24 protein-coding genes and 1 riboswitch are annotated in these 24,273 nt (G+C 41.1%); of the genes, 9 read left to right on the forward strand and 15 right to left on the reverse strand.

Going from position 1 to position 24,273, the window contains the following annotated elements:
* The first annotated feature begins 28 nt into the window (after positions 1-28).
* The 5 genes from CDZ94_RS09165 (at position 29) to CDZ94_RS09185 (ending at position 5,071) form a co-directional block, all read left to right on the forward strand.
* On the forward strand, positions 29-952 hold the full coding sequence (locus CDZ94_RS09165; protein ID WP_096440704.1) for an AAA family ATPase: 924 nt from the start codon (positions 29-31) through the stop codon (positions 950-952).
* A complete protein-coding gene (locus CDZ94_RS09170) occupies positions 949-2,154 on the forward strand; it encodes a DUF58 domain-containing protein (RefSeq protein ID WP_096436359.1) in 1,206 nt (401 codons plus the stop codon). The genes CDZ94_RS09165 and CDZ94_RS09170 overlap by 4 nt, the downstream gene beginning before the upstream one ends.
* Positions 2,135-3,340 (forward strand): DUF4129 domain-containing protein, encoded by a 1,206-nt coding sequence (locus tag CDZ94_RS09175; protein ID WP_157911729.1) that lies wholly within the window; start codon positions 2,135-2,137, stop codon positions 3,338-3,340. The genes CDZ94_RS09170 and CDZ94_RS09175 overlap by 20 nt, the downstream gene beginning before the upstream one ends.
* A gap of 485 nt (positions 3,341-3,825) precedes the next feature.
* Positions 3,826-4,179: a DUF2200 domain-containing protein gene (locus CDZ94_RS09180; protein WP_096436363.1), complete on the forward strand. Its 354-nt coding sequence runs from the start codon at positions 3,826-3,828 to the stop codon at positions 4,177-4,179.
* A gap of 415 nt (positions 4,180-4,594) precedes the next feature.
* Complete coding sequence (locus CDZ94_RS09185) at positions 4,595-5,071, forward strand: SRPBCC domain-containing protein (protein WP_096436365.1); 477 nt, start codon at positions 4,595-4,597, stop codon at positions 5,069-5,071.
* A gap of 165 nt (positions 5,072-5,236) precedes the next feature.
* Here the strand turns inward: CDZ94_RS09185 and CDZ94_RS09190 are convergent, their stop codons facing one another.
* The gene (locus CDZ94_RS09190) at positions 5,237-5,857 is read right to left on the reverse strand and encodes a hypothetical protein (RefSeq protein ID WP_096436367.1); all 621 of its coding nucleotides are present in this window, start codon (positions 5,855-5,857) and stop codon (positions 5,237-5,239) included.
* Between the two features lie 10 nt (positions 5,858-5,867).
* A complete protein-coding gene (locus CDZ94_RS09195) occupies positions 5,868-6,143 on the reverse strand; it encodes an autorepressor SdpR family transcription factor (RefSeq protein WP_096436369.1) in 276 nt (91 codons plus the stop codon).
* Between the two features lie 237 nt (positions 6,144-6,380).
* Here CDZ94_RS09195 and CDZ94_RS09200 point away from each other — a divergent pair, with 237 nt between their 5' ends.
* A complete protein-coding gene (locus tag CDZ94_RS09200) occupies positions 6,381-6,902 on the forward strand; it encodes a cysteine hydrolase family protein (protein WP_425352531.1) in 522 nt (173 codons plus the stop codon).
* Between the two features lie 211 nt (positions 6,903-7,113).
* Here the strand turns inward: CDZ94_RS09200 and CDZ94_RS21300 are convergent, their stop codons facing one another.
* The 8 genes from CDZ94_RS21300 to pdxR form a co-directional block, all read right to left on the reverse strand.
* Entirely contained in the window at positions 7,114-7,266 is a 153-nt protein-coding gene (locus tag CDZ94_RS21300) for a hypothetical protein (protein WP_157812122.1), read from the reverse strand.
* A gap of 505 nt (positions 7,267-7,771) precedes the next feature.
* A complete protein-coding gene (locus CDZ94_RS09205; protein ID WP_096436371.1) occupies positions 7,772-8,218 on the reverse strand; it encodes a pyridoxamine 5'-phosphate oxidase family protein in 447 nt (148 codons plus the stop codon).
* Positions 8,205-8,819, reverse strand: a complete 615-nt coding sequence (locus CDZ94_RS09210; RefSeq protein ID WP_096436373.1) for an NADPH-dependent FMN reductase — start codon at positions 8,817-8,819, stop codon at positions 8,205-8,207. The genes CDZ94_RS09205 and CDZ94_RS09210 overlap by 14 nt, the downstream gene beginning before the upstream one ends.
* Positions 8,816-9,907, reverse strand: coding sequence for a dimethylsulfone monooxygenase SfnG (sfnG, locus tag CDZ94_RS09215; RefSeq protein ID WP_096436375.1), 1,092 nt, complete (start codon positions 9,905-9,907; stop codon positions 8,816-8,818). Before sfnG ends, CDZ94_RS09210 begins: the two co-directional genes overlap by 4 nt.
* A 258-nt stretch (positions 9,908-10,165) precedes the next feature.
* Positions 10,166-10,275: riboswitch (SAM riboswitch) on the reverse strand.
* Between the two features lie 483 nt (positions 10,276-10,758).
* The gene (gene aceA / locus CDZ94_RS09220; RefSeq protein ID WP_198520811.1) at positions 10,759-12,033 is read right to left on the reverse strand and encodes an isocitrate lyase; all 1,275 of its coding nucleotides are present in this window, start codon (positions 12,031-12,033) and stop codon (positions 10,759-10,761) included.
* Positions 12,030-13,652 carry a malate synthase A gene (gene aceB / locus CDZ94_RS09225; protein ID WP_096436379.1) on the reverse strand — a complete coding sequence of 541 codons (1,623 nt, stop codon included), beginning with the start codon at positions 13,650-13,652 and terminating at the stop codon, positions 12,030-12,032. The genes aceA and aceB overlap by 4 nt, the downstream gene beginning before the upstream one ends.
* Before the next feature lie 59 nt (positions 13,653-13,711).
* The gene (locus CDZ94_RS21305; RefSeq protein ID WP_157812121.1) at positions 13,712-13,879 is read right to left on the reverse strand and encodes a hypothetical protein; all 168 of its coding nucleotides are present in this window, start codon (positions 13,877-13,879) and stop codon (positions 13,712-13,714) included.
* 230 nt (positions 13,880-14,109) lie between these two features.
* Positions 14,110-15,513 carry a MocR-like pyridoxine biosynthesis transcription factor PdxR gene (gene pdxR / locus CDZ94_RS09230; protein WP_096436381.1) on the reverse strand — a complete coding sequence of 468 codons (1,404 nt, stop codon included), beginning with the start codon at positions 15,511-15,513 and terminating at the stop codon, positions 14,110-14,112.
* 111 nt (positions 15,514-15,624) lie between these two features.
* On the opposite strand from pdxR, the gene CDZ94_RS09235 reads away from it, so the two are divergent.
* Complete coding sequence (locus CDZ94_RS09235) at positions 15,625-16,332, forward strand: aspartate/glutamate racemase family protein (protein WP_096436383.1); 708 nt, start codon at positions 15,625-15,627, stop codon at positions 16,330-16,332.
* A gap of 29 nt (positions 16,333-16,361) precedes the next feature.
* Here CDZ94_RS09235 and CDZ94_RS09240 read toward each other — a convergent pair whose 3' ends face one another.
* Together CDZ94_RS09240 and dat are read right to left on the reverse strand one after the other, a co-directional pair.
* Complete coding sequence (locus CDZ94_RS09240) at positions 16,362-17,414, reverse strand: P1 family peptidase (protein ID WP_096436385.1); 1,053 nt, start codon at positions 17,412-17,414, stop codon at positions 16,362-16,364.
* Positions 17,415-17,428: 14 nt separating this feature from the next.
* Entirely contained in the window at positions 17,429-18,262 is an 834-nt protein-coding gene (gene dat, locus CDZ94_RS09245) for a D-amino-acid transaminase (RefSeq protein WP_096436387.1), read from the reverse strand.
* Between the two features lie 181 nt (positions 18,263-18,443).
* On the opposite strand from dat, the gene CDZ94_RS09250 reads away from it, so the two are divergent.
* Both CDZ94_RS09250 and CDZ94_RS09255 read left to right on the forward strand, forming a co-directional pair.
* Positions 18,444-19,448: an NAD-dependent epimerase gene (locus CDZ94_RS09250; RefSeq protein ID WP_096436389.1), complete on the forward strand. Its 1,005-nt coding sequence runs from the start codon at positions 18,444-18,446 to the stop codon at positions 19,446-19,448.
* A gap of 97 nt (positions 19,449-19,545) precedes the next feature.
* Complete coding sequence (locus CDZ94_RS09255) at positions 19,546-19,749, forward strand: hypothetical protein (RefSeq protein ID WP_096436391.1); 204 nt, start codon at positions 19,546-19,548, stop codon at positions 19,747-19,749.
* A 92-nt stretch (positions 19,750-19,841) separates the two neighbouring features.
* Here the strand turns inward: CDZ94_RS09255 and CDZ94_RS09260 are convergent, their stop codons facing one another.
* From CDZ94_RS09260 to CDZ94_RS09270, 3 genes are all read right to left on the reverse strand, one after another.
* Positions 19,842-21,455, reverse strand: a complete 1,614-nt coding sequence (locus tag CDZ94_RS09260; protein WP_096436394.1) for a long-chain fatty acid--CoA ligase — start codon at positions 21,453-21,455, stop codon at positions 19,842-19,844.
* Positions 21,456-21,482: 27 nt separating this feature from the next.
* Positions 21,483-22,622 carry a CaiB/BaiF CoA transferase family protein gene (locus CDZ94_RS09265; RefSeq protein WP_096436396.1) on the reverse strand — a complete coding sequence of 380 codons (1,140 nt, stop codon included), beginning with the start codon at positions 22,620-22,622 and terminating at the stop codon, positions 21,483-21,485.
* A 67-nt stretch (positions 22,623-22,689) separates the two neighbouring features.
* On the reverse strand, positions 22,690-24,252 hold the full coding sequence (locus CDZ94_RS09270) for a fatty acid--CoA ligase (protein WP_096436398.1): 1,563 nt from the start codon (positions 24,250-24,252) through the stop codon (positions 22,690-22,692).
* Positions 24,253-24,273 lie beyond the last annotated feature (21 nt).

The raw sequence follows: 24,273 nt of genomic DNA on the forward strand, positions 1-24,273 counted from the left end.
GACAACACAAACCGAAACACTCGAACAAATGAAAAATCAAATAGGAAAAGTCCTAGTAGGAAAGGATGAAATGGTCGAATTAATTATCATCAGTTTGCTAAGCGGAGGACACGTACTTCTTGAAGATGTGCCCGGCACTGGAAAAACGATGCTCGCAAAATCAATGGCAAACCTGATGAAAGTCGATTTTAACAGGATTCAATTTACCCCTGATGTTCTCCCAAGTGATGTGACAGGTGTGCAGTTTTTTAACCCGAAAGACCAAGAATTTGAAATGCGCCCGGGACCAGTGATGACAAATGTCCTTTTGGCTGATGAAATTAACCGCGCAACGCCAAGAACACAATCCAGTTTGCTGGAAGTAATGGAAGAATCACAAGTGACGATTGATGGTGAGACACTTCAGCTTCCACAGCCTTTTATCGTCATCGCAACGCAAAATCCAATCGAATCCCAACAAGGAACGTTTGCTTTACCTGAAGCGCAAATGGATCGGTTTTTAATGCAAATGAAGGTTGGCTATCCGAAAAAATCTGAAGAAAAAACGATGCTTCAATTGTATAAAGGGAAGAATCCGTTTGAGAATCTTTCCTCGGTGGTAAACTCGGCGGACCTTTTACATATGAAAAATGAAGTTGGTAAGATTCTGATTCACGAGCCATTGGAAGACTATCTTTTAACCATCATTCACGCGACGAGAGAATCAGAAGATGTAGAAGTCGGAGTCAGTCCTCGTGGAACGCTTGCTTTCATGCGTAGCCTGCAAGCTCGAGCTTATTTACAAGGGCGTGAATATGTGACACCTGAAGATGTAAAACAACTCGCACCTTACGTCCTTTCCCACCGGCTTGTTCTTACATTAGAGAGTTCGATGACGAAGACAAAATCTGATGTCTTAACACGTATTTTACGGGAGATTGAAGCGCCTGTTGAACAGGGGTACGTAGAATGATTTCACAATGGGTAAAAGAGGTTCACTACTCTAAAACGTACAGTGTACTTGGTGGGGTCGTGCCTTTTCTTGTCATTCTCTCGATCATTTTAAGAGATATGCTGCTATTTAGCCTAGCCGTCTTTTTTATTCTGTTTATTTTTATTAACAAATGGTATCTCAACTATGTAACCGCAAACCTGGTCATACCGTATGAAACCATAACCCTGCGCTTGTTTCCAGATGAAGAAGGTGAGATCGCCATTCCCATTGAAAATCGCGGTAAGCTTCCTATCTTTAACGGCAAATGGGGGTATTACCTTTATGATCACGATGAATCCGTCTCCATTATAGACAGGGATGACAAGGATGCATTGCCTTCAAGCTACAAGAACCCGTTCAATATTCCAGCGAGTGCGAGGCGTCACTTCAAAACGAAGGTGACAGCTGTAAAGCGTGGGACGGCCCAAGTGCGAACAATCGAATTAATCATATATGACGCCTTTAAGCTAAGCTCTGTTCGTCTTCAATACCAAGGGTCCTTTCGTGGGGAAATCATCGTATATCCTACTCTCTCACCCATTGGCCATCTTGAAAAACTTTACTTACAGGAAAGAGGGAATCACACGCAGCCCTTCTCCCTGTATGAAGATGTAACGATGACAAGAGGAACCCGGGATTACATATCAGGTGACCCCTTTAACCGGGTAAATTGGAAAGCGACTGCAAGAACAGGAGATTTACAAACGAAAGTCTATGAAAATGTGATGCTCTCAAAATGGACTCTCATTTTGAATATCCGAGGAGAAGATTATTTAAAGCCAACAATTGAAAACCTGGAAGAAGTTCTTAGCCAAGTAGCCTATACGGCTCGTTTTGCCACGACAAATAATATTAGCTTTGAACTATTTATTAACGTAAAAGTTCCTGGCTCAGAGTCCGGCCTCCACCTACCTGCTGGTGAAGGGAAACATCATTTAATGAAAACATTGGAATTATTAGCTCGATTGCGTCATGGACAAGTGACCATATTAGAGGAAGCGATGCTTTATAATGTTTTCTTGAACCGCTCGGAAAAAAAACATGCTATCTTCCATTTTGGTGCATACGGTCAAACAGAGGACCACTTCTACCAGCAAGCCAAGCGATCAGGAGTAAAAATTTATCCGGTCAAAGCAAGGTGTGAGAATGGAGTTGAACAAAATGAACAATTGGCAACGTAAAGCCGTCACGGGGTTGCGGTTTAGTTTAGAAATGCTCTTACTTTATATCATCTTGTTTCCAAATTATATGGCTGATCCGGGGTTTCCTCCAGTCCTCCCGTTTGTGACAACGGTCGTGACTGGTGGGTTAATCATTTATGGGTTTCTTACCAAGATGAGAAAAGTCGGATTTACGTTTGGATCGTTACCTTTTGTATTCGGCATTGGCATACTCGTCGGATTCCATCCCTTTATCGCCTTGCTTCTGGCTCTAGCAATTTATTGGCGTGTATATGTAAGTACGAGAAACGACACAGAGGGAAATGAAATTAGAATTTTTCTCCTTACATTATTAGTCGGGTGCATTTACTATGTTGCATTTCAACATGCCCCTTATCAGACGTTAGTTCTTATTCTAACAACCGTACAATTTTTCGGAGCGCTTTTAGTCATCACACTCTCAAACATGACTCGTTCAAGTGTTCATACGGAACACAAAAAGCATCACGTACGCTGGACGATGATTATTTTACTTTCCGTCGGTACATTAGCATTAGCCGCTGGTGTGTTTGCTCCTCTTTTTACGAAAGCCATTCTTTTTCTGACACGTATGGTCACGATCGGCATTGGCTTTCTTTTCAGCCCAATTCTTTATTTGTTTTCCCTGATGAATATATACGATCAACCGTTGGAAGAAGAAAGTATGGATGAGGGAGAAAAGGGTAAGGACGAGGAAATACTTTTCCATGAAGTTGATGTCGATGAGACGTTTATAGGGTCAATGACATTTTATTGGATCCTTTCATCGATCCTGCTAATTATAGTCTTTATCATTCTCATTAAGAAAGTGAAGAATGAGACTTCCCAAAAAATGCAAATCGAAGCGTTTGATGAACAATTGATTACCTTACAACCTTCAACGTCTTCATGGAAAAACTTTAAAAATCACCTGATTCCTAATCACGAGGTGCGACGTCAATTTTACAAATTTGAATCCACACTTGCTAAAAAGGGCGCGGGACGAAAAGCTTCTCAAACAGCTGAAGATTGGCTGTCTAGTTTACCTGCCGATTCTTCTGATAAAGAAACGGTGTTACAAACGTATGACAAAGTACGGTACGGAAATAAAGAAGTTTCCTCTCAGGAGCGAGCTCATTTTAAAAAAGCGATTCGAAATATTATGAAGAGGGTAAAAGACGGAGATTGATAGCGTTACGACAAAAGCGGTACTGTTCCGTGACAATAAAGTTCTTTACTACGGAAAAAGTTGTTTACAGTCTTGGGTAGATGGTTCTTCAACAATCGGGCCAGATTGTTGAAGAACACAGGTCCCCTTGAATGGACAGGTTACATTTAAGGAATACAATAATGTTGAACATAATTTATGAAATACGTAACTACTTTTCATGGCATAGGTTAGGCATAATTGTCGATAAAAAAGGGTGTATACATCCCAGAGAATAAACAAGAAAAGTCGCAAGGCGCCCGACTATCGCGAATGGCGCCTGGAGCTAGACATCGAAACGTAGATTTTTTTTAATTTCTTAACTCTTAAGAAAAACCGCATAGCGGTCTTTTATTTTTATGGGGGATGACAGTTCATTTAGTACAGTGGAACAATTACTGCGTTAGGTGTTGTCCGACTATTTTCGTGATAGAATAAAGAAAACCATATAAACGAGGATGTGTATCATGACCAAACATCATATCTATACAATGAGTTTCGCAAGTGTCTATCCCCATTACGTTACGAAGGCGGAGAAAAAAGGACGTACGAAAACAGAAGTCGATGAAATCATCCGTTGGTTGACAGGGTATAGCCAGGAAGAGTTAGAAACGCAACTGGAAAAACAGACAGACTTTGAGACCTTCTTTGCGGAAGCTCCCCAACTGAATCCTTCGCGGGCTTTGATCAAAGGGGTGGTCTGCGGTGTCCGAGTGGAAGACATCGAAGAACCAACTATGCAGGAAATTCGCTATTTGGATAAACTGATCGATGAATTAGCAAAGGGAAAAGCGATGGAGAAAATTTTACGAAAACAATAATTAAAAGCGAAGAAACACTGATTCTATATATAAAATATAAAAGAATCGGTGTTTTTGCAGGCTGGATGCGAAAGGTACAAAAGTGATATTGTCGATTAGGTGAAAGAGGATATTGAGCTTCATTAATCATCAAAACGGATCTCTTGGGAGTTTAAGCAGTGCATTAAAGAAAAAGCCTTACTACATTCATATTAGGAATTACACCAAGAATTTATCGTAGGCATTATTAATCTTAAATATTTTCAACAATCGGGCGCATTTCCAGAATAAGAATTGCGCTCTATCTTTATGTAAGGGCCAGATTATTAAATAAAAGAAGAGTTTTTGGGCAATAGAGAAGAAATTTTTAGCATTCATATGTAATAAACTTTAATAAAAGACTCAGTGACAGAACGTCAATAAGGAGGAGTTTATCATGGCGAATGCATCAAGTAACAAGAGGACAGATTCTGCTTCAAGAGTGATCATGGCATCACCGCAAACCATCTATCAGGCATTCTTGAGTCCGGAAGCTCTGGTTTCGTGGCTTCCACCGAAAGGAATGTCGGGTCATATTGACACGTTTGATCCCCGCGAAGGCGGAACTTATAGATTGACCCTCACCTACGAAATGGAACTCTCAACCCCTGGCAAAACTTCAGAAAACACCGACGTAACCCAAATGAAGTTTTTGGAGTTGGTTCCAGACAATCGAATTGTACAAACTGTAAAGTTCGATTCCGAGGACCTAGCGTTCTCGGGGGAGATGATACAGAAATGGCTCTTGGAAGCAAATTCAGAAGGCACAAAGGTTACTGTCGTTTGTGAGAACGTACCTGAAGGAATACGAAAGGAGGATCATGACACAGGTTTAAGGTCTACACTGGAGAATCTTGCTGTCTTTACTGAGTGATAAACTGTAAAACCATTTTTGATGGTCTTTTTGAAAGCATCGATCTTAAGCAATCGGGCGCAAAAGTGGAATAATTGCGCCCGCTATTTTTGAAAAGAGCCAAATCGTATTGTGGTCAAAAGTAGGTTTGATTTGACAATTTTGTTCTGATTGTTGTTCTAACGATTAATGGTTGGCTTTTGCAACAGGGGGGATGTTTTTTAACACAATCATCATTTGTGAAAACGCGCTAACAACCATAATTAATGAGAAACTGATCATATGAAGGTGTGGTGGGAAGAGCACGATTAGTGGAAGAATGAGCCCGGTAATGAAAAAAACCAAACCCAGCTTTTTCGTCATCGTCCTGACCTTCTGAGGATCCTTAATGGATATCGATGTAGAAAAGGAATAATCCTTATCTAGGCGCGGGAGCTGGTTGCCGATTATGATATAGAGCCAGGCAACCAGGAAGACGATCCCAACATAAGGCGTTGTGAACCAACCATTCGCGTATCCGTACAATATCACCTGCACTCCGAACAGGAGAAACAACACATTGTTTCGAACCGTCTGGAAAAGCGGAATGTGTTTTGGACTTAAGGTGTTAAAATAGCGTAATCCTAAAAATAAAGTGAAAATGCCGATTGAGAGAAGTGGGAAAAGCAGTGTCGTCTGTAATTCTCCAAAATTAACCGGCTGCCCCGTAATCCAGAACCCTAAAGATGTATCATTTACAGGATGTAACATCACAGCACTTACTAACGTCGCAAGTACCCATATCATTGCCCAGCCATTCTTCTTCATCTACTCACTCCTACTGGCTCAATTTTTGTAACCACAAGACCACTTCATGGAATAATGTCATATTCAACGAATACACGACATACTGCCCGCGTTTCTCCCGATATACGAGATCGGCACCGTGCAAGAGGCTCAAGTGATTGGAAATACTTGGTTTAGTCATCTCAAAGGCATCAGCAATTTCACCCGCTGTCATATCCTTTTCCCGAAGTAATTCAAGAATATCTCGACGCGTATCATCGGCCAGCGCTTTAAAGGTACGTGTAGGATCCAATTTGTTTTCCACCATTCATTATTTAGAAAAATACTTAATTAACTAAATAGTACGTGGAAAGTATTCTAATTGCAAGAAAAACTTCTTTTAGAAATCAATTTTGTGACTCCAAACTTCCGTTTATAGGGCTCAGGAATTGATAATGCCTGGTATTTTGGAAAAAGACCATATTTCAAAGCAATTGGGGGATGTTTTTTACTAATAATGTTGAATACTTACTTTAGTACTTTAATTATAAGGATGAGGTTAAGATTGCAAAAGACTGCTTTGGTGGTTATTGATGTTCAAAATGCCATATTTGACGAATCTAATCCGATATACGAAGGTGAACAGCTTCTTAGAAATCTTCAGGACTTAATTGATAAGGCACGTACTGCTAACGTCCCTGTCTTTTTTGTCCAACATAATGATGAAGAATTCATAACTGGAACTCCTTCGTGGGAAATTCATTCTTTAATCTCTCCAAATGAAGGAGAACTAGTGATCCAAAAACATACTCCGGATTCTTTTCATGAAACCGTACTTCATGAAAAACTTAATGCAGAGCAAATCCAAAATCTTGTTATTGTCGGAAATCAGACCGAGTATTGCGTAGATACTACGAGTCGCCGTGCATTTAGTCTCGGTTATAATGTCACACTTGTCAAAGATGCCCACGGGACATGGGATACCCATACCTTAAGTGCTAAACAAATCATTGATCATCACAATGAGGTATTGGGTAATGCTTTTGCTGCTCTTAAGGAAACAAAAGAGATTCAGTTTTCCGATTAGGAGAGTGGTTAAATTTAATAATTGAATAAACTCCGTATCCCAGTTCATATCGTTTTGCCTTCAAAATCCCTTTATTATTATAATACTGGATGGTTCGGGTTGTTACTCCTTCTGTACTTAATACTGGTTCTCCTATCAAATCAAGCGTGTACACAGGACGGTGTTCTAAGAAATCACTTAAGTTGACTTCCCGCATTGGTGTAGAAGATCCCTACAATAGTGTTTTATCTGGTGTGTCATTTCCCTGAAATTTGTAGAGCTGAACCTCACCAAAATCAGTGCTGACCATTTTGGATTCTACTGGTTCAGGTAAATGGCTCATCGCTTCAACATAAGATTTAGCATTTTCCTCTTTGTCCTTCATCTGTAACAAAGCCACTCATCGAACCATCGTCTTTGAAGGGAAAGCCTATTAAAGCCAGTGTAGCTAATATTCCAATAAAAATAATAGCTAAAATAACCCACGTTTTTTCATTTCATTTTAATTCACCCCCCTCTTCAACTTCACTATAGCCTATGACGTCACGAGGTAACGACAAAATAAATTAGATAACGTTTTTCGTTTGTTAGAAAAAAACATTTTAACCATCTGAAGTTCAAAAAGAGCTAATACAGAATGGAAGGTTGCTTATTTGTAATTTATATTTCGTTATTAAGCAATCGGCGATTGTTGAATAACGGTAAAGAACTTTATTATCATAAATAATTCAAAGTGTAATGCTTTGAGTTAGGTGTAAAAGCAAGAAAAGCGCAAGGCGCCCGACTATCGCGATGGCACCTGGAGCTAGACATCGAAACGTAGATTTTTTTATAATTTCTGGTCTTAACTCTAAAAAAAGACAAAGGATCCCTCCTTTGCCTTATGTAGATTATTCTTTTAATAAACTATACACTTCTGCATCAAGCTTTTCAGCTAACTTTGGATCATACGTTTTCTCGTACTCCGGCTCTACCGTAATTTTCCCTCCGTAAAAAATAACATCTTCCACGGATTCTACATCTACTGTTACTATTCGCAATTTCATCGTTTTTTCAATCACATCAGAAACATCTGCTTTCCCTTTGACCGAATAGCAGCTGCCGTTACCAGTGATCCCTAGTGTCACTCGTGGTTCCGCTTGAATATTTTTAGCACTATTTGCTTTATGCCCGACCGCAAATTTAATCTGATCCCCTTCAGGTTGTGCGACCACCCAGGAAATCACACTTAAATCAGGCTGTTTCGTTTCCTGGTCTGTTGTAACCAAGGTGACAATTTTTTCACCTTGTAGTGATTCAACCAGTTCAGGACTTAACTTTTCTTCACGCTTTGCCACAATACCCCTCCTCGTAATTACTTAACTGCTTTCTTGGAATGTCCGGTAATCCTAATCTTACACTTCGGTCCATACCTTTATTATAGAAGTCGACAATGCTTTTTCCAAGTTCATTTAACCGATTCATGATTTCCGTATCAACTAGAGTTGAAGCAGAAAAATGGTCATTGTGAGCATAAACCGCTGATGGCAATGCATAGGCGTGGAAGTAACCCGCAAGAGGTTTTAACTGATGTTCAATCGCAAGAAAGTGGTGCGGTGATCCCCCCGTTGCAATAAAGCCAATGACTTTGCCTCGCAGACTATCATTTGGAATAATATCAAAGACGTTTTTTAATGCCCCGGTCATCGATCCTCTATAAATTGGCGTTCCAACAATAAATGCATCGGCATTTACAATTAAATCTATCACTTTTTTTGTATCCCCTTGATAAAGAGAAGGATCCCGACCATCACAATACTGTATATCATAATCCCCCAAGTGAATAATCTCAGTTTCGATCTGCGGATCATAGTCTTTTGCATAGTCAATCGCTTTATTAACAACAAGTAATGTTTTTGATCTCTCAGACCGACTTCCTGACAACGCCACTAGTTTCATACAGTAACACGCTGCTCTTTTAGTGCAGCTTCTTTTTCTTTAACGAGTGGAATGACTTCTTCACCGAACCTTTGTAAATCTTCTTCATAGTGGAAATGTGCAGTTAACACAAGATCGATTCCTATTTTTTTCAATTCAATAATACGATCCGCAACTTGTTCAGCTGTTCCGATCAGACCGGTTTTAAAGCCTTCATTATATTGAACAAGGTCTTTGAACGTCGAACTGGCCCACATACCTTTTTTATCTTTCGTTGATTGTCCTGCTTCTTTTACCGCATTGCTAAAGCCTTCAACTGCCTCGTTATCGGCATGTGAAACAATATCTCTTAACAGCTCTAATGCCTCTTCCTCTGTATCGCGGACGATTGCAAAACCATGAGCAGCAAATTTAATCTCTTCTTCTCTACCTTCTTTTCTAGCCAATGCTTTTACATCTTCAATTTGTTCTTTAAATCCTTCGATCGTATTGCCATTCATAAAATACCAATCGGAGACCTTTGCTGCCATTTCACGCGCCGCTTTCGAGTTACCACCTTGAAATATAGGGGGTCTGCCATTGACCGGTTTAGGTTTTAACGGTGCTTCATTAATTCTGTAAAAGTCACCCTTATAGGTTGTCGATTCTTCTGTCCACATCGACTTTAGTACTTGAATAAATTCTTCTGCTCGACGATACCTTTCGTCATGCTCTAGCCAATGTTCTCCGTACCCGATAAACTCTTGCTTAAACCACCCGCTTACTACATTAAGTGCAGCCCGGCCATTACTAATGTTATCTAGCGTGGCAATCATTTTCGCATAAACCCCTGGATGCCATAACCCTGGATGAACTGCGGAAATAAGATTGATTTTTTTTGTTACACTAGCTAATGCAGAAGCCAGTGTGATTGCTTCTAATTGATTTTCAGCACCGTAGCTGGCAATAAAACGTGTTTGTAAAAGTGCAAAGTCATAGCCTGATTCTTCGGCAATTTGCGCATATCGTTTATTTGATTCATAGTCCCATCCTGTTTTTTGTGGAAGCTTGGAGACAACTAACCCTCCACTTACATTCGGTACCCAATAAGCAAACTTCAATTCTCCCATTTCATCGTCCTCCTAAATTATTAAATTGGACGATTGACCTATGTTATACTATTTCATATATAATTAGGCTTAATCGTCACTCCCCGTGGCTTTGCTACGTCTAATTGTATCGACGAAAAAAGGTGTTGCAGCACCTTTTTTCTCTTTCCATAATCTTTTTATGTTACCAAGAATCCCTCCTCTACATAATAAAAACCCTCTTTTCTCAAGTCAGATGAGAAAAGAGGGTTTTATAAACGTAATATAAAAGCAGCCCAGCTCTCATCTTCGGAATATCCTACATTCCTCTGAAATTGGCACCGTGCACACATTACGTGCTGGTTGCCGAAGTATCATAGGGTCAGTCCCTCCACCTCTCTAGATAAGAAATTATTAAATTCATAATATTTTCACTCATTGTATCATATGTGCTGTATTCGTCAAGGGACAGGGGGACAGGTTCGTCGTCCCAGAACAACGCGAGGAACAAATGTATGACTTGACTCCCTGTCCCACTCTTACACGCAAAAAAAGTTAACAGGAGTATACTGGCACTCGTTTATCTTATTCATTCAGTATAATCAGAAATCAATAAAGGGAAAAAGTATGGACCGGAAAGGAAACTTGAAAAGCGATCTATACAGGAAGAGGTTTTACAGAAGGCTGTCCCCTCGCCATCAATCGAAGCTACTTTAATTTCTCTGTTTTAAAAGCCGGCAAACCCTCTTTCATTCATTGCTTAGTAAAGGTATCCTCCACGTGCTAACGCGCGGAGGGAAAGCAACTGCCCATCGCACCAAAAGAGGGACATGGTACCTGTCCCTCTGTCCCACTGTTTCTATTTAACTGACTAGAGATGCTGTTCATAATCTTTACTTCACAAACTGCTCTTCCTCAGTTGATCCAGTCAATGCGGTCGTTGACGACGTTCCGCCAGAAATGACGTTCGCCACTTCATCAAAGTAACCAGTACCGACTTCACGCTGATGCTTTGTTGCCGTATATCCCTCTTTTTCACTTGCGAACTCAGCCTGCTGAAGAGCAGAATATGCAGCCATTCCTCGTTCGCTGTAATCTTTCGCTAACTCAAACATACTGTGATTAAGGGCATGGAACCCTGCCAATGTGACGAATTGGAACTTGTAGCCCATCTTCCCTAATTCTTCTTGAAATTGAGCGATCGTCACATCGTCTAATTTCTTTTTCCAGTTAAATGAAGGTGAACAGTTATATGCCAACAGCTTACCTGGATATTTCTCATGAATCGCATCCGCAAACTTCTGGGCTTCTTCCAGGTTTGGCTCTGACGTTTCACACCAAATCAAGTCGGCGTATGGTGCATAAGCCAATCCTCTCGCTATCGCTTGATCGATACCGGCCTGAGTGCGATAAAAACCTTCGTGAGTCCGTTCGCCTGTAATAAATTCATGATCAACTGGATCCACATCACTTGTAATCAAGTTTGCTGCATTTGCGTCCGTTCGGGCGATGATGACGGTCGGCACTTCCATAACATCTGCGGCTAGCCGCGCGGAAATTAAATTACGAACGGCCTGCTGCGTTGGCAAAAGAACCTTTCCTCCTAAATGACCGCACTTTTTCTCGGAGGACAATTGATCTTCGAAGTGAACAGCAGCAGCTCCGGCTTCGATCATACCTTTCATCAATTCGAACACATTCAGCTGTCCACCAAATCCTGCTTCCGCATCAGCTACGATTGGAGCAAACCAGTCAATGTCGTTTTTTCCTTCACTGTGTTCAATCTGGTCAGCTCGCTGCAGCGCTTGATTAATTCGTTTTACTACATTCGGAACGCTGTTTGCCGGATAAAGACTTTGGTCAGGATACATTTGCCCTGACAAGTTCGCATCCGCTGCCACTTGCCAGCCACTTAAATAAATTGCCTTGAGACCTGCTTTTACTTGCTGGACAGCCTGATTCCCAGTAAGAGCTCCTAATGCACGGATAAAGCTTTCTTCATGTATCATACTCCACAACTTTTCCGCACCTCGTCTCGCTAACGTGTATTCTATGGATATAGAGCCTTTTAGCTTTTCAACATCTTCTGCTGTATACGGCCGCTCTACCCCATGCCAGCGAGTATTCGTTTTCCATTCTTGGTCCACCTTTTCTACATTTTGATTCATGATAAAATCCCCTCCGATTTCGTATCAAGATATGGATAAGCCATCAATGTTAAAAAGTCTACAAACTTCTCTTGCGTAATAAGCTCAATAAACAAATCTTTCGCTAACGTAAATTGCCCTTCTGAAAACACTTGATCGCCTTGGTCGACACGGATTTTCTCCAGTTCCTCATCCACGAAGCTCTGAACCATCTCAGCTGTTATTTTCTCTCCAGTTTCAAGCTTCCCTTCTGGATGCTTGATCCACTGCCAAACTTGCGCTCTGGAAATTTCAGCTGTAGCAACATCTTCCATCAAGTTGTTAATAGGCACTGCTCCGAAACCTCTAAGCCACGCCTCAATATATTGGACCCCAACAGAAATATTAGATCGAAGCCCCGGTTCTGTAATCGGACCACTTGGAATGGCAAGAAGATCTTCTGCTTCGACAATGACATCCTCTCGTTGCTTTGAGCGTTGATTGGCTACCGGCATATGCTCGTCAAAAACTGCCTTTGCAATTGGGACAAGCGCCGGATGAGCTACCCACGTACCATCATGGCCATCGAGTACTTCGCGTTCTTTATCCGCACGAACTTTTTCCATTGCCGTCTCATTTGCGTCCGGATCACCTTTAATCGGAATTTGAGCCGCCATTCCGCCAATTGCATGAGCCCCCCGCTTATGACACGTTTTAACAACATATAAAGTGTAGGCGCGCATAAAGTTTACTGTCATCGTGACTAACGAACGATCGGGTAAAATAAAAGATTCATGGTTTCTTAGTTTCTTAATGTAGCTGAAAATATAATCCCAGCGACCACAGTTTAAACCTGAACTGTGCTCTCTTAGCTCATATAAAATCTCATCGGCTTCAAATGCTCCGTTAATCGTTTCAATAAGCACCGTCGCTTTAATCGTCCCCCTAGGAATCTCTAATTCATCTTGAGCAAAACAGAAAACCTCATTCCACAACTTAGCTTCTTCATACGATTCGAGCTTTGGTAAATACAAGTAAGGACCAGACCCTCTTTTTAGTAATTCCTTTGCGTTGTGGAAAAAATACAGGCCAAAGTCAAACAATGAGCCACTCATTTGCTGTCCTTGAATGCGAAGTAAACCTTCTTCTAGATGCCATCCTCTCGGGCGTACGATAAGAGTTGCCACCTCGTCGTTTAGTTTATATTCTTTCCCATTCGTTCCAGTAAAGTCGATCGTTCTGCGAATCGCTTCGTACAAGTTTACTTGACCGTGGAGTTGATTCGACCATGTTGGTGAGTTTGCATCTTCAAGATCGGCCATAAACACATTTGCTCCTGAATTTAATGCGTTGATCACCATTTTCTTATTTCCGCTCGGTCCAGTAATTTCTACTCTTCTGTCTTGAAGTGGCTCTGGAACTTCAGCAATTTGCCAGTCTGTTTCACGAATACGTTTCGTTTCTGTTAAAAAATCAGGAAGAGTGCCTTGATCAATCTGTCGTTGTCTTTCTTCCCTGTCTTTTAAGAGAGTTTGTCGCTTTGCTTCAAATTGATCGTGAAGCTTTTTTAAGAATACTATCGCTTCGACTGATAGAATTGTAGAAAATTCTCCCTCAACTGTTCCTAAAATTTGTACATCGTCTACCTTTGAAGATGACATAAAGAACCTCCCTAATCGATGCTCAAACTCATATCGTAATCTCGTTTGAACTCGCGATGTTATTCAATATTTCCATTCCCACAGCAAAAGTGACAGACAACCGCCCCTGTTCCATAACAATCCTGACAACCATGTTCCTGTTTCACTACTTCCACTTTGTGGAAATGAGAAGTTTTACAAGACTTACAGCCAACATCCCCGTGCCCATTGCATTTATGGCAGTTCATTTTATTCCCTCCTTTTATCACCACTGTTATGATACAGTTTTTATTATAGTATGTATTGTATAACAGGTAGTGATAAAAAAACAACACTATTTACCAATGTTTTTTCAGAAAAAATAAAAAACATACAAGAATACTTCTGGAGCAAGGGATTGAACACAAAAAAATATTAAAATTAATAAAGAACCCAACGTTAATCAAAAATCGTTAGGTTCTTCACATTCTGTTATGCATCAGTCGTTAGACACACCATTCAATACGACTTTCTTTATTATTTCTACACCTTTTTCAATCTCGTCAACGGATAATCCCCCATAGCCCATCACGATATGCTCGCAATAATCTCCCTTTAAAAGCGAATAGTTTTCTACGGGATAGACGATGACACCTTCTTTTTTTAACTTTCTCATAAGCGACTCGTTAAAATTCATTTTCGGAAGTTTAACAACTAAATGCATACCTGCAGATTGGCCAAAGATAATAGCCTCTGGAAAAGCCTTTTGGATAGCAGATACGAGAGTGTCACGGCGCTTTTGATAGACTCTTTTCATTTTACGAATATGGCGTTCCATATAACCTTCTTCAATAAACCGGGCCAACGTTCCTTGATCTAATGATGCAGAGTGACGGTCGGTATACCACTTTAACTCCCGAAAGCCTTCTACGAGATGAGGGGGCAAAATAACATAGCCGATCCTTAACGCGGGTGATAGAATTTTACTAAATGTCCCGACGTAAATGACACATTCATCATCAAGACTATACACAGCAGGTACGGGAGATCGGTCGTACGTAAATTCACTATCATAGTCGTCTTCTACAATGTACGTGTTCATTTCCCTCGCATATTCAATCAACTGAATCCTTCTTTGAATGGGGAGCGTTCCCCCTAGTGGAAACTGGTGGGATGGAATAACGAAAACGAAGCTTGGTGTTGACTCTTTTGGCAATTGGCTTGTTAGTATTCCATTTTCGTCAACAGGAACGGGTACGACCGCTTTGCCAGCTGAAGTAAAAATGGTCCTCATTTCATCTGTAACCGGGTCTTCTACAGCCACTTCCCCTTGGTTTTTATTTAGAAAATTCGTCAACATGCTTAAACCTTGTGTTGCTCCAGACGTGATCACAATTTGGTCCTGATGGCAGTGAATACCGCGATGACGTAGTAAGTAATCCGTTAACACCTTTCTTAAATGTTCAGAGCCACCTGGTTGATGGTAACTGAACGTTTCCTTCGGCGAGTCTATACAAACCTCTTTCGATAGCTTTCCCCATACCTTCTTTGGAAAACGATCAATCCCTGGATTCCCTGCTTTAAAATCGATCATGTCTTTATTCACATTCACAGCTGTCTTTTCTAGGGGAGGTGCTTGCATCCTTGGTCTCTTTTGGAAGGAAACCCCTTCCGCCACATAAGTTCCTGATCGTTCCTGAACATATAAATAACCTTCACTAATCAGTTGCTCGTTCACTTCTATCACAACGTTTCTTGAAACATTTAGAAGCTGACTCAGTTCTCGAGAAGAAGGGAGCTTTTCATTTTCTTTGAACTCACTTGAGAGGATCTTTTCTCTAATTTGTCCATAAACTTGTTGCGTCAACGTTCTCTTATCATTTCGGTTTACCTGTAACCACACATTCTCTCCTCCTGATTAACGACTTTGATCTGGTTCTATAAAAATATCATTATTGTGGTACTACTTCTTACCAGATTACCATGATAGGATGCAGAAAAGGAGGTTTTTTCTTTGAAAACGATCGGATTTATTGGTGGGCTTAGTTGGGAATCGACATCTGAGTATTATCGTTATGTTAATGAAACAGTGAAAGAACAGTTGGGCAACCTGCATTCAGCGAAATGCTTCATGCACTCTTTTGACTTTCAGGAAATGGTTGACCTGCAGCATGAAAGTAAATGGCAAGAAGCTACTGACCTTATGGTTCATGCGGCAAAAACACTTGAGACAGCAGGCGCTGATGTAGTGGTGATCTGTACGAACACGATGCATAAAATGGCTGACGTAATGGAAACCAAAATGAATATCCCCCTTCTTCATATTGCGGATGCTACAGCGGAAAAAATCATAGCTGCAAAGCAAACGAAAGTCGCTGTGTTAGGGACGAAGTTCACGATGGAAGACAGTTTTTACCATGACCGGTTAAAACAACACGGAATTGAAACGATCATTCCTACTGAAGAAGAACGAGCAGTCGTTCATCGCGTCATTTATGATGAGCTTTGTAAAGGCGTGTGTAAACCTGAATCAAAAGCAGTTTACATTGACATCATCGAGAAGCTGCATAATCGTGGTGCAGAAGGCATCGTGCTGGGATGTACTGAAATCCCTTTACTCATTAAAGCAGAAGATGTAAATGTTTCTGTCTATGACACAACGAAAATTCATGCAGAAGCCGCTGCTGTCTTTGCGCTTGACGATGAAAAAGTGACAAATTAGCCTCTATTAAAAAAAGTTGCAGCACCACTTCAGTCAGTGGGCTGCAACTTTTCTCTATTCATACTATAAACTACTCGATCTTTTCTCCCAGTCGTCGTTTCAGCCTTCTTAAGAGAATGTAGAATCGCTTCTTCCGTTACTTCGGCTGCGCAAGTAAAAAGCTTATTCATAACCTGATGGTCGTCACGAAGTTGGGGCCGTGATTCAATCATCTCATTTAATGAATGAGGAACACGGTTAGCCGTTGAGAAAGCGATGACGATATCTCCACTTCCGTTACTATAGTGACTCCCCGTTCTACCTAACCCAATCCCACAGCGCTTTGCTACTCGTTTTAGCTGTCTGTCACTAAGCGCAGCATCGGTTGCAAGGACGATGATAACCGACCCGTCGGATGTTTCAGAGATTCCGCTTTCTGGCTCTGCCGAAGCTGCATATCTATCCTGCTGAAATTCTTCTTTTTTGCCGAAATTCGTGAGCACTAAACAACCCACTATAATATCTGGTCCGTCATTTGTCGAGATCACTCTTGACGTTGTACCGATCCCACCCTTAAAGCCAAAGCAAACCATGCCTTTCCCTGCACCAACGGCTCCTTCATCTGCACGATTGGTAGATGCTTTGCGCAATGCTTCAACGGCATGCTCTGATTTTACAGAAAAATGGCGGATCGAGTTTAAGTAGCTATCATTGCATTCACCGGTCACAACATTTATCGTTCCTGTTGTTTCCCCGACTTCAGGTGTTTCTTCTAGCATAAATTGTAGTGCCCCTTGCGTCACTGCTGGTACAGCAAACGTGTTCGTAAGCATGATCGGGGACTCGATAACCCCTAATTCATCGACCTGAACTAATCCAGTTGTTTTTCCAAACCCGTTAATGACATAACTAGCAGCGGGAACCTTTTCTCGAAATAGATTATCACTATGCGGAAGAATCGCCGTTACACCCGTACAAGCATACTCATCTTCTTTACCCAAAGGGAAGTCTAACGTAACATGCCCAACCTTTACACCAGCTACGTCGGTAATACAGTTTTTATCCCCTATAGGAAACTGTCCTACTAAACCATCGTTGCTCATTTCTCCAGCTCCTTTTATCCTGTTCGCTTTTTAAATGATGTTAGTATATGTTGCGTCAATTTTCCTGGCTTGCCGCCACAAATAGGAACCCCATCGACCTTTGTAACCGGTAATACCTCTGAAGTCGTGCTAGTAAGAAAAACCTCATCTGCTTTCAGTAATTCAGCTTCTGAAAAATGAGATTCTTGAAATGTGATATCTTCAGCTTCACAAACTTGCTTTACCGCCATTCTCGTTATTCCAGGCAAGATTTGCTTTGTAAGAGGCGTTGTCACTACTGTGTTCCCCTTCACAATAAAAATGTTTGAGCTCGTTCCTTCTGTTACATGTCCGTCCTTTACCAAAACCGCTTCATAGCAGCCCTTTTCAGAAGCTGTTTGTTTAGCCAATATATTTGGAAGTAGATTTAACGATTTTATGTAGCAATTTGCCCATCGTTCATCTGGGTGTATTATGACCGGAGCTCCCTCTTCCACAAGTTCTTTTTTTAGAGAACTAGCAGGCTTAACTGTCATCGATACCGAAACTGGTACGCTTGGGAATAAGTGATTTCTCGCCGCGATTCCTCTTGTGATTTGAAGGTAAACATAGCAATCGGCTAATTTGGCTTTCTTCACCCCTTCGAAAATGAGCTCTCGGATCGGAGATATTCCATCTGACAAGTTTAATTTAATAGCCTGCGCACTTTTCTCAAGCCGGTCTAGGTGCTCATCTAGCATAAATCCTTTCCCGTTATAAAACCGAATCACCTCGTATACGCCATCTCCAAATTGGTGACCTCTCTCATCGATCGGGATCACCTGCTCATCTAATGAAACAAACTTTCCGTTAATATAACCAATGCTCATTTCATCTGCCTCCTTTTTTTGCTTCTTTTTTATATTTTAACTTTTTTACTGTCGTCTTTGTAGAGTCAATTGAACCCTGTGCTCCCCAGCCTTTTTTCTATATCCAGGGAAAACAACCATACCCCACTCCTCACATTTTCATAGTTATAGTTAATACGAACTAGTTGAGGAGAGATGATCGTTGACAATTTTAGTCACAGGATGCGCAGGTTTTATCGGAGCTCACCTTGTGAAGAAACTCACGAGCGAGGGGAAAACTGTCATAGGAATTGACAATTTAAATACTTATTACGATCCTAAACTAAAAGAAGCGCGTTTAAAATGGATAATTCATCCACTATTTACGTTCATAAAGGGATCTTTGGAAGATAAATCAACGTTAAAGAATCTCTTTAATGATTATTCACCTACTGTAGTGATCAACTTGGCTGCCCAAGCAGGGGTAAGATATAGCTTAGAAAATCCAGACGCCTATATCGATTCAAATCTCGTCGGATTTACAAACCTAATGGAATGCTGCCGCCAAACGGAGGTAGAGCATGTTATTTTTGCGTCAACAAGCTCCGTATACGGGCTGAATACTAACATGCCTTTTTCAACAAAAGATCATGTCGATCACCCCGTCAGTCTTTATGCCGCAACAAAAAAAGCCAACGAACTATTGGCTCATACGTACAGTCATCTTTACAGGATTCCGACGACGGGGCTTCGTTTTTTCACGGTTTATGGCCCTTGGGGACGTCCTGACATGGCCTTGTTTCTTTTTACAAAGAATATCCTTGAGGGAAAACCGATCAAGGTCTTTAATTACGGAAACATGAAGCGCGACTTTACCTACATCGATGATATTGTAGAAGGCATCGTGAAACTTCTTGATCACAAGCCTGTCGCTTCACCCTGTTGGAAAAGCCAAAGTCCAGATCCTTCTATAAGCTCTGCCCCTTATAAATTGTATAACATCGGAAACAACAAACCAGTGCAATTAATGGACATGATCGTCACATTGGAAAAAAAATTAGGTATCGTCGCCCAAAAAGAGTTTTTGCCTATTCAGCCTGGTGACGTAGTCGAAACGTATGCAGACATCGATGATTTAGTTAAAGACGTCGAGTTTAAACCAGCCACTTCAATTGAAGAGGGGATCGACCGCTTTGTCGATTGGTACCAACGATTTTATGATGTTTAATTGAAGTAAAACAAAGACAGCACAAAAATGTTTGAGACACTCCCTAAACATTTTATGCTGTTATATAGAGGCTGCTGAATAAGTAGCATACGCCTACATGGCAAGAGGATATGCTCTTGCACTTGATTTTGATAGAGCCAAGGGTGCTGCTGCAATGGCGGAGACTCCCTCAGGAAAAGCAACAATGGTCTTCTTGCGACGAGGAACCGCAGTGAGTACGCCTTTCGCGAATGAGGAGGCTGAAGCGTTGCCTGCGGAAAGCGAAGCCATGGAAGCGGTACCCTTTGTATTTGAGTTCTAGAGTTATTCAGCAATCCCTATATAACCTGGTAAAAACCTCCAAATATTATCATCTATCTTTTTACACAACAACAAGAGAGCTCTACTTTTTTCTTAATGAACAAAATGATTTTTAAGTTGATCACGGAGTGCCCGCTTTAAAAACTTTCCTACGGATGTTTTTGGGATTTCCTCGAGAAATACGATGTCGTCAGGTAGCCACCATCTAGCAAATTGCGGTGTTAGAAATTCCCGTAAGTCCTCTTTTGTCACTGTTTTTTTGAATTCATCTTTTAAAACAACACAAGCAACAGGACGCTCTTGCCATTCATTGTGAGCCACGGCTACCACACTTGCTTCAAAGACAGCCTCGTGAGCCATCAGAGCATTCTCAATATCGACAGAGGAAATCCATTCTCCGCCACTTTTTATTAAATCCTTCGTCCTGTCTACAATCTTAATAACACCTTCTTGGTCAACTGTTACGACATCACCGGTATGAAGCCAACCGTCTTGGAATGCTTCCTCTGAGCGTTCATCCTTATAATACTCATCAGCAATCCACGGGCCACGTATCAGCAGTTCGCCCATTTCCTCTCCGTTCCAGGAAGTTTCACCGGCTGCACCTGCCACCTTCATTTCAAGCCCCGGAACAAGCAAACCTTGCATAGAACGAACCTCTAACCTTTCTTCTTCTGCTAAATTCTCTTGATAACTTTTTAGTCTAGAAAGCGTGACAAGTGGGCTTGTTTCCGTCATTCCATAAGCATGAAGGAAAGGGATATTGTATTTACTTTCGTAGGCTTTTATCATTCCTCTCGGTGCAGCAGCACCGCCACACAACACAGCACGAAGACTACTCGTGTCATAGTTACCTTTCTCCAGTTCATTAAGTAATCCTAACCAAATAGTTGGAACTCCGGCAGTAACAGTCACTGCCTCTGATTCTATAAGTTCTGCTAGTAATTTCGGGGTGAATTGCGGTCCAGGAAGAATTTGTGTTGTTCCTAGTAATGTCGCTGTAAATGGTAACCCCCAGGCATTCGCGTGAAACATAGGAACTACTGGCATACACCGGTCAGATTCAGAGATTGCAGCAGTGTCAGCTAGTCCCATTGCAAAGCTGTGCAAAACAATTCCACGATGGGAGTAGACAACACCTTTTGGGTTCCCTGTCGTTGCTGAAGTATAGCACATACCTGCGGGTAAGTTTTCATCAATCTCTTTTACAAATTCAAATTTTTCATCTTCCTCTTCCAGAAGCTGTTCATAGGAATATAGTGGGGATAAGGTTGATTCCGGTAGAATTTTTTCATCGGACATTACGATAAAGGCTTTTACTGTTTTTAATTGATCACTGACCTTTTCAATTAACGGGAGGACATCCTCATCGATTAATAGCACTTTATCTTCAGCATGATTAATAATATATACTATATGTTCTTCGGATAGACGAATATTAATTGTGTGTAGAACCGCTCCCATTCCTGGTGCTGCAAAATAAGTTTCTAGATGACGATGATGATTCCAAGCTAATGTCCCTACACAATCGCCTTGAGAAACGCCGAGATTTGCTAATGCGCTAGCAAGACGTCTCGTTCTTTGTCCAATTTCCTTATACGTTAATCTCGATACCTTTGTAGAAGTCCTTGAGATGATTTGTTTTTTCGGGAAAAACTTCTCTGCTCTTTCTAACATTGCCCCAACCGTTAATGGTAAGTTCATCATTTTCGCATCGCCCCTTCGAGAAGTAAATTATAATACTCTGCTATTTTTCAAAACCCTTATATTCTCTTCAGTCATGTTTAACAGAGATGTTAAAACTTCTTCTGTATTTTCTCCTTTTGCTGGCGGTTTTAATGAGTGGTCGATAGCAGCGTGTGGTTGTGTTAACACTTGCCTAATACCCCAGTCTGTGTCACTAATGTTACTTCTGTCTTTTATATATTCATTTTCAATTAGCTCTCCAGGTTCCAATACCGGTGTTAAGCAACAATCGACTTCCATACTAAACGTTGTCCATTCTTCTAAAGTTCTACTGGAAAATAAGGAGACTACTTCTCGATATATCTGATTTTCCTCCTCAGATGCTGAAAAATGTGCACCAATCCAATCTACTCTATCGACTCCATGACAAAAATTCTCCCAAAACTTCTTTTCTAAAGCTGCAAGACTTACAAAACGATGATCCTTTGTTTGATAAATTTTATAAGAAATGATCTCACCACGAAGCAAGGATATGCCATTTTGTTGACCTTTTTCCTGTTCAAACAAGACGTGATTTGTCATAAGTGAAACCATAACGTCTGTAAGCGCAAGATCGATGTGCTCTCCTTTTCCCGTTCTTGAACTATTAATCAAAGCAGCTAAAATGGCTTCGTTAGCTGCAATGCCTCCAACTAGATCAGCAAAAGTATTCGTAGGGTGAACAGGCTCTCCGGCTTTATTTTTCATTTGCGCTAACGCTCCACTCACCGACATATAATTGAGGTCATGGCTTCCGAGGTGATTCATTTTTCCCGACTGTCCATAACCAGAGATAGAGCAATAAACGATATCGGGCTTTTCCTTTTTCACTCTCTCATAATCGATTCCAAGTCTCTTAGCTACACCCGGTCGGAAACTCTCGATCACAACATCTGCTTCCTTTATTAAATCCAAGGCAATCTGTTGACCTTTAGCCTCCTTTAAGTTAAGAACGATGCTTTTTTTATGACGGTTATTTGCCAGGAAAACCAATCCTGTACCGTCTTTTTGATCCCCCATTGTCCGAGCCGGGTCTCCTTCTGGTGGCTCTACTTTGATCACTTCCGCCCCTAAGTCCGCTAAACGCAGACTGGCATAGGGTCCTGGAAGATAAAACGAGAAATCTATCACACGTATACCTTTTAGCATCTGTATGTTCCTTTCTCTTTTTTAATGCGTATCCTATTAGGAATATAACGTATTGTTATACAGACAATTAATCCAGTGTATTTGTTTTGTCCAGCTCTTTTCTTAATAGGAATTTTTGAATTTTTCCACTCGCATTTCTCGGGAGCTCTTCAACAAATAAATAGCGGCGCGGACGTTTGTAACCGGCCAACCGAGCACTTTTATTGCAAAACTCATCCAATTCCGCTTCAGAAATATCTCCGTTTTTCACCACTACAATGGCTGTCGCTCTCTCACCCCATTTTTCATCAGGCTCACCAATGACAGCTACATCGAGTACACCTGGGTGCTCATGGAGAATATCTTCTATTTCACGTGGGTAGATATTTTCACCACCGCTAATAATCATGTCGTCAACGCGATCAGCAATCCACAGGTACCCTTCTTCGTCAAATGACGCAATATCTCCAGAATAATACCAACCTTTATAGATCGCACTTTTCGTGGCATCTTCCCTGTTATAATAACCTTGCATTATACAAGGCCCTCGTACAATGAGTTCACCCGTCTCTCCTGGTAATAAAACATCTTCCGGTTCTGAAGGTCCACCGTCTCTCGGGCTCACAACTCGTATTTCATGGTTTAAACACGCTTTTCCAGCAGATCCTGCTTTTCTGATCTGGTCTTCCTCTCGTAAAAAGGTTACTGCAGGCCCCATTTCAGTCATCCCATATGCTTGCACTAAGCCCACTTCAAATTTTTCCTGAATCGTATGAACGAGAGAAGGTGCCATTGGAGCAGCGCCGTATAGCCCTAAACGTAACGATTTTAAATTATAGTGCTCTAAGTCTTCTTGGAGCATCATATTCCACATTGTCGGAGCTGAAAAAAACATCGTGATCTGTTCTCTTTCAATAAGCTGCAGCGTTTTCTTTGGTTCAAAATGATGGGTAATTATATTCGTTGCTCCAATATGAACTCTCGGTAAAAATGCACAATGTAACTCTGCACAATGAAACATTGGAGCGGTTACTAATCCACGATCATCTTCCGTTAGGCTCGTCGCAGCTACTAGAATGAGACTTTGCTCTACCATATCTCTATGACGATGCATCACTCCTTTTGGCCGTCCTGTAGTTCCACTTGTATACATAATGGCATAGAGGTCCTCTTCTGTTACCTCAACCTCAGGACGCTTAGCCGGAGCATTGGCTATTTTTTCATGGTAACCAACAGCATAATTAGGTACATCTTTATCAACATACCAGAAAGAAACACCATCCATCTCTTTATGAATCGCATTTATTTGAGGGTGCAGGGCTTTTTCAAATAAAACGATCTTTGGTGCCGCGTCTTCCAAAATATACTTCAACTCATCCACTGCTAGCCTGAAATTAATAGGATTAAAAACAGCACCGATTTTAGCACATGCGAAAAAAGTTGTTGCCAACTCCTCAGTGTTAAATAAATAGGTTGAGACTCGGTCCCCTTTCTTTACACCAGCTGTAATGAAAGCATTGGCTACCTTATTAATTTGCTGATCCCACTCTTCATAAGTAAGCCGAACCTCTTTTTGCACATAAACTAATGCTTCTTTTCGAGGATATTTTTGAACCGTCTGCTCAAATAACGTTCCGATTGTTGTGTACACAATTACATCCCTCCAATAATA

Source organism: Alteribacter populi (genome assembly GCF_002352765.1).
Classification (GTDB): domain Bacteria; phylum Bacillota; class Bacilli; order Bacillales; family Salisediminibacteriaceae; genus Alteribacter; species Alteribacter populi.

Bases quoted from the DNA above. Each gene is read 5' to 3' on its own strand.
- CDZ94_RS09165 (WP_096440704.1), top strand. From the start codon at position 29: ATGAAAAATCAAATAGGAAAAGTCCTAGTAGGAAAGGATGAAATGGTC.
- CDZ94_RS09170 (WP_096436359.1), top strand. From the start codon at position 949: ATGATTTCACAATGGGTAAAAGAGGTTCACTACTCTAAAACGTACAGT.
- CDZ94_RS09175 (WP_157911729.1), top strand. From the start codon at position 2,135: ATGAACAATTGGCAACGTAAAGCCGTCACGGGGTTGCGGTTTAGTTTA.
- CDZ94_RS09180 (WP_096436363.1), top strand. From the start codon at position 3,826: ATGACCAAACATCATATCTATACAATGAGTTTCGCAAGTGTCTATCCC.
- CDZ94_RS09185 (WP_096436365.1), top strand. From the start codon at position 4,595: ATGGCGAATGCATCAAGTAACAAGAGGACAGATTCTGCTTCAAGAGTG.
- CDZ94_RS09190 (WP_096436367.1), bottom strand. From the start codon at position 5,857: ATGAAGAAGAATGGCTGGGCAATGATATGGGTACTTGCGACGTTAGTA.
- CDZ94_RS09195 (WP_096436369.1), bottom strand. From the start codon at position 6,143: ATGGTGGAAAACAAATTGGATCCTACACGTACCTTTAAAGCGCTGGCC.
- CDZ94_RS21300 (WP_157812122.1), bottom strand. From the start codon at position 7,266: ATGAAGGACAAAGAGGAAAATGCTAAATCTTATGTTGAAGCGATGAGC.
- CDZ94_RS09210 (WP_096436373.1), bottom strand. From the start codon at position 8,819: ATGAAACTAGTGGCGTTGTCAGGAAGTCGGTCTGAGAGATCAAAAACA.
- sfnG (WP_096436375.1), bottom strand. From the start codon at position 9,907: ATGGGAGAATTGAAGTTTGCTTATTGGGTACCGAATGTAAGTGGAGGG.
- aceA (WP_198520811.1), bottom strand. From the start codon at position 12,033: ATGAATCAAAATGTAGAAAAGGTGGACCAAGAATGGAAAACGAATACT.
- aceB (WP_096436379.1), bottom strand. From the start codon at position 13,652: ATGTCATCTTCAAAGGTAGACGATGTACAAATTTTAGGAACAGTTGAG.
- CDZ94_RS21305 (WP_157812121.1), bottom strand. From the start codon at position 13,879: ATGAACTGCCATAAATGCAATGGGCACGGGGATGTTGGCTGTAAGTCT.
- CDZ94_RS09240 (WP_096436385.1), bottom strand. From the start codon at position 17,414: ATGAGCAACGATGGTTTAGTAGGACAGTTTCCTATAGGGGATAAAAAC.
- dat (WP_096436387.1), bottom strand. From the start codon at position 18,262: ATGAGCATTGGTTATATTAACGGAAAGTTTGTTTCATTAGATGAGCAG.
- CDZ94_RS09255 (WP_096436391.1), top strand. From the start codon at position 19,546: ATGGCAAGAGGATATGCTCTTGCACTTGATTTTGATAGAGCCAAGGGT.
- CDZ94_RS09260 (WP_096436394.1), bottom strand. From the start codon at position 21,455: ATGATGAACTTACCATTAACGGTTGGGGCAATGTTAGAAAGAGCAGAG.
- CDZ94_RS09265 (WP_096436396.1), bottom strand. From the start codon at position 22,622: ATGCTAAAAGGTATACGTGTGATAGATTTCTCGTTTTATCTTCCAGGA.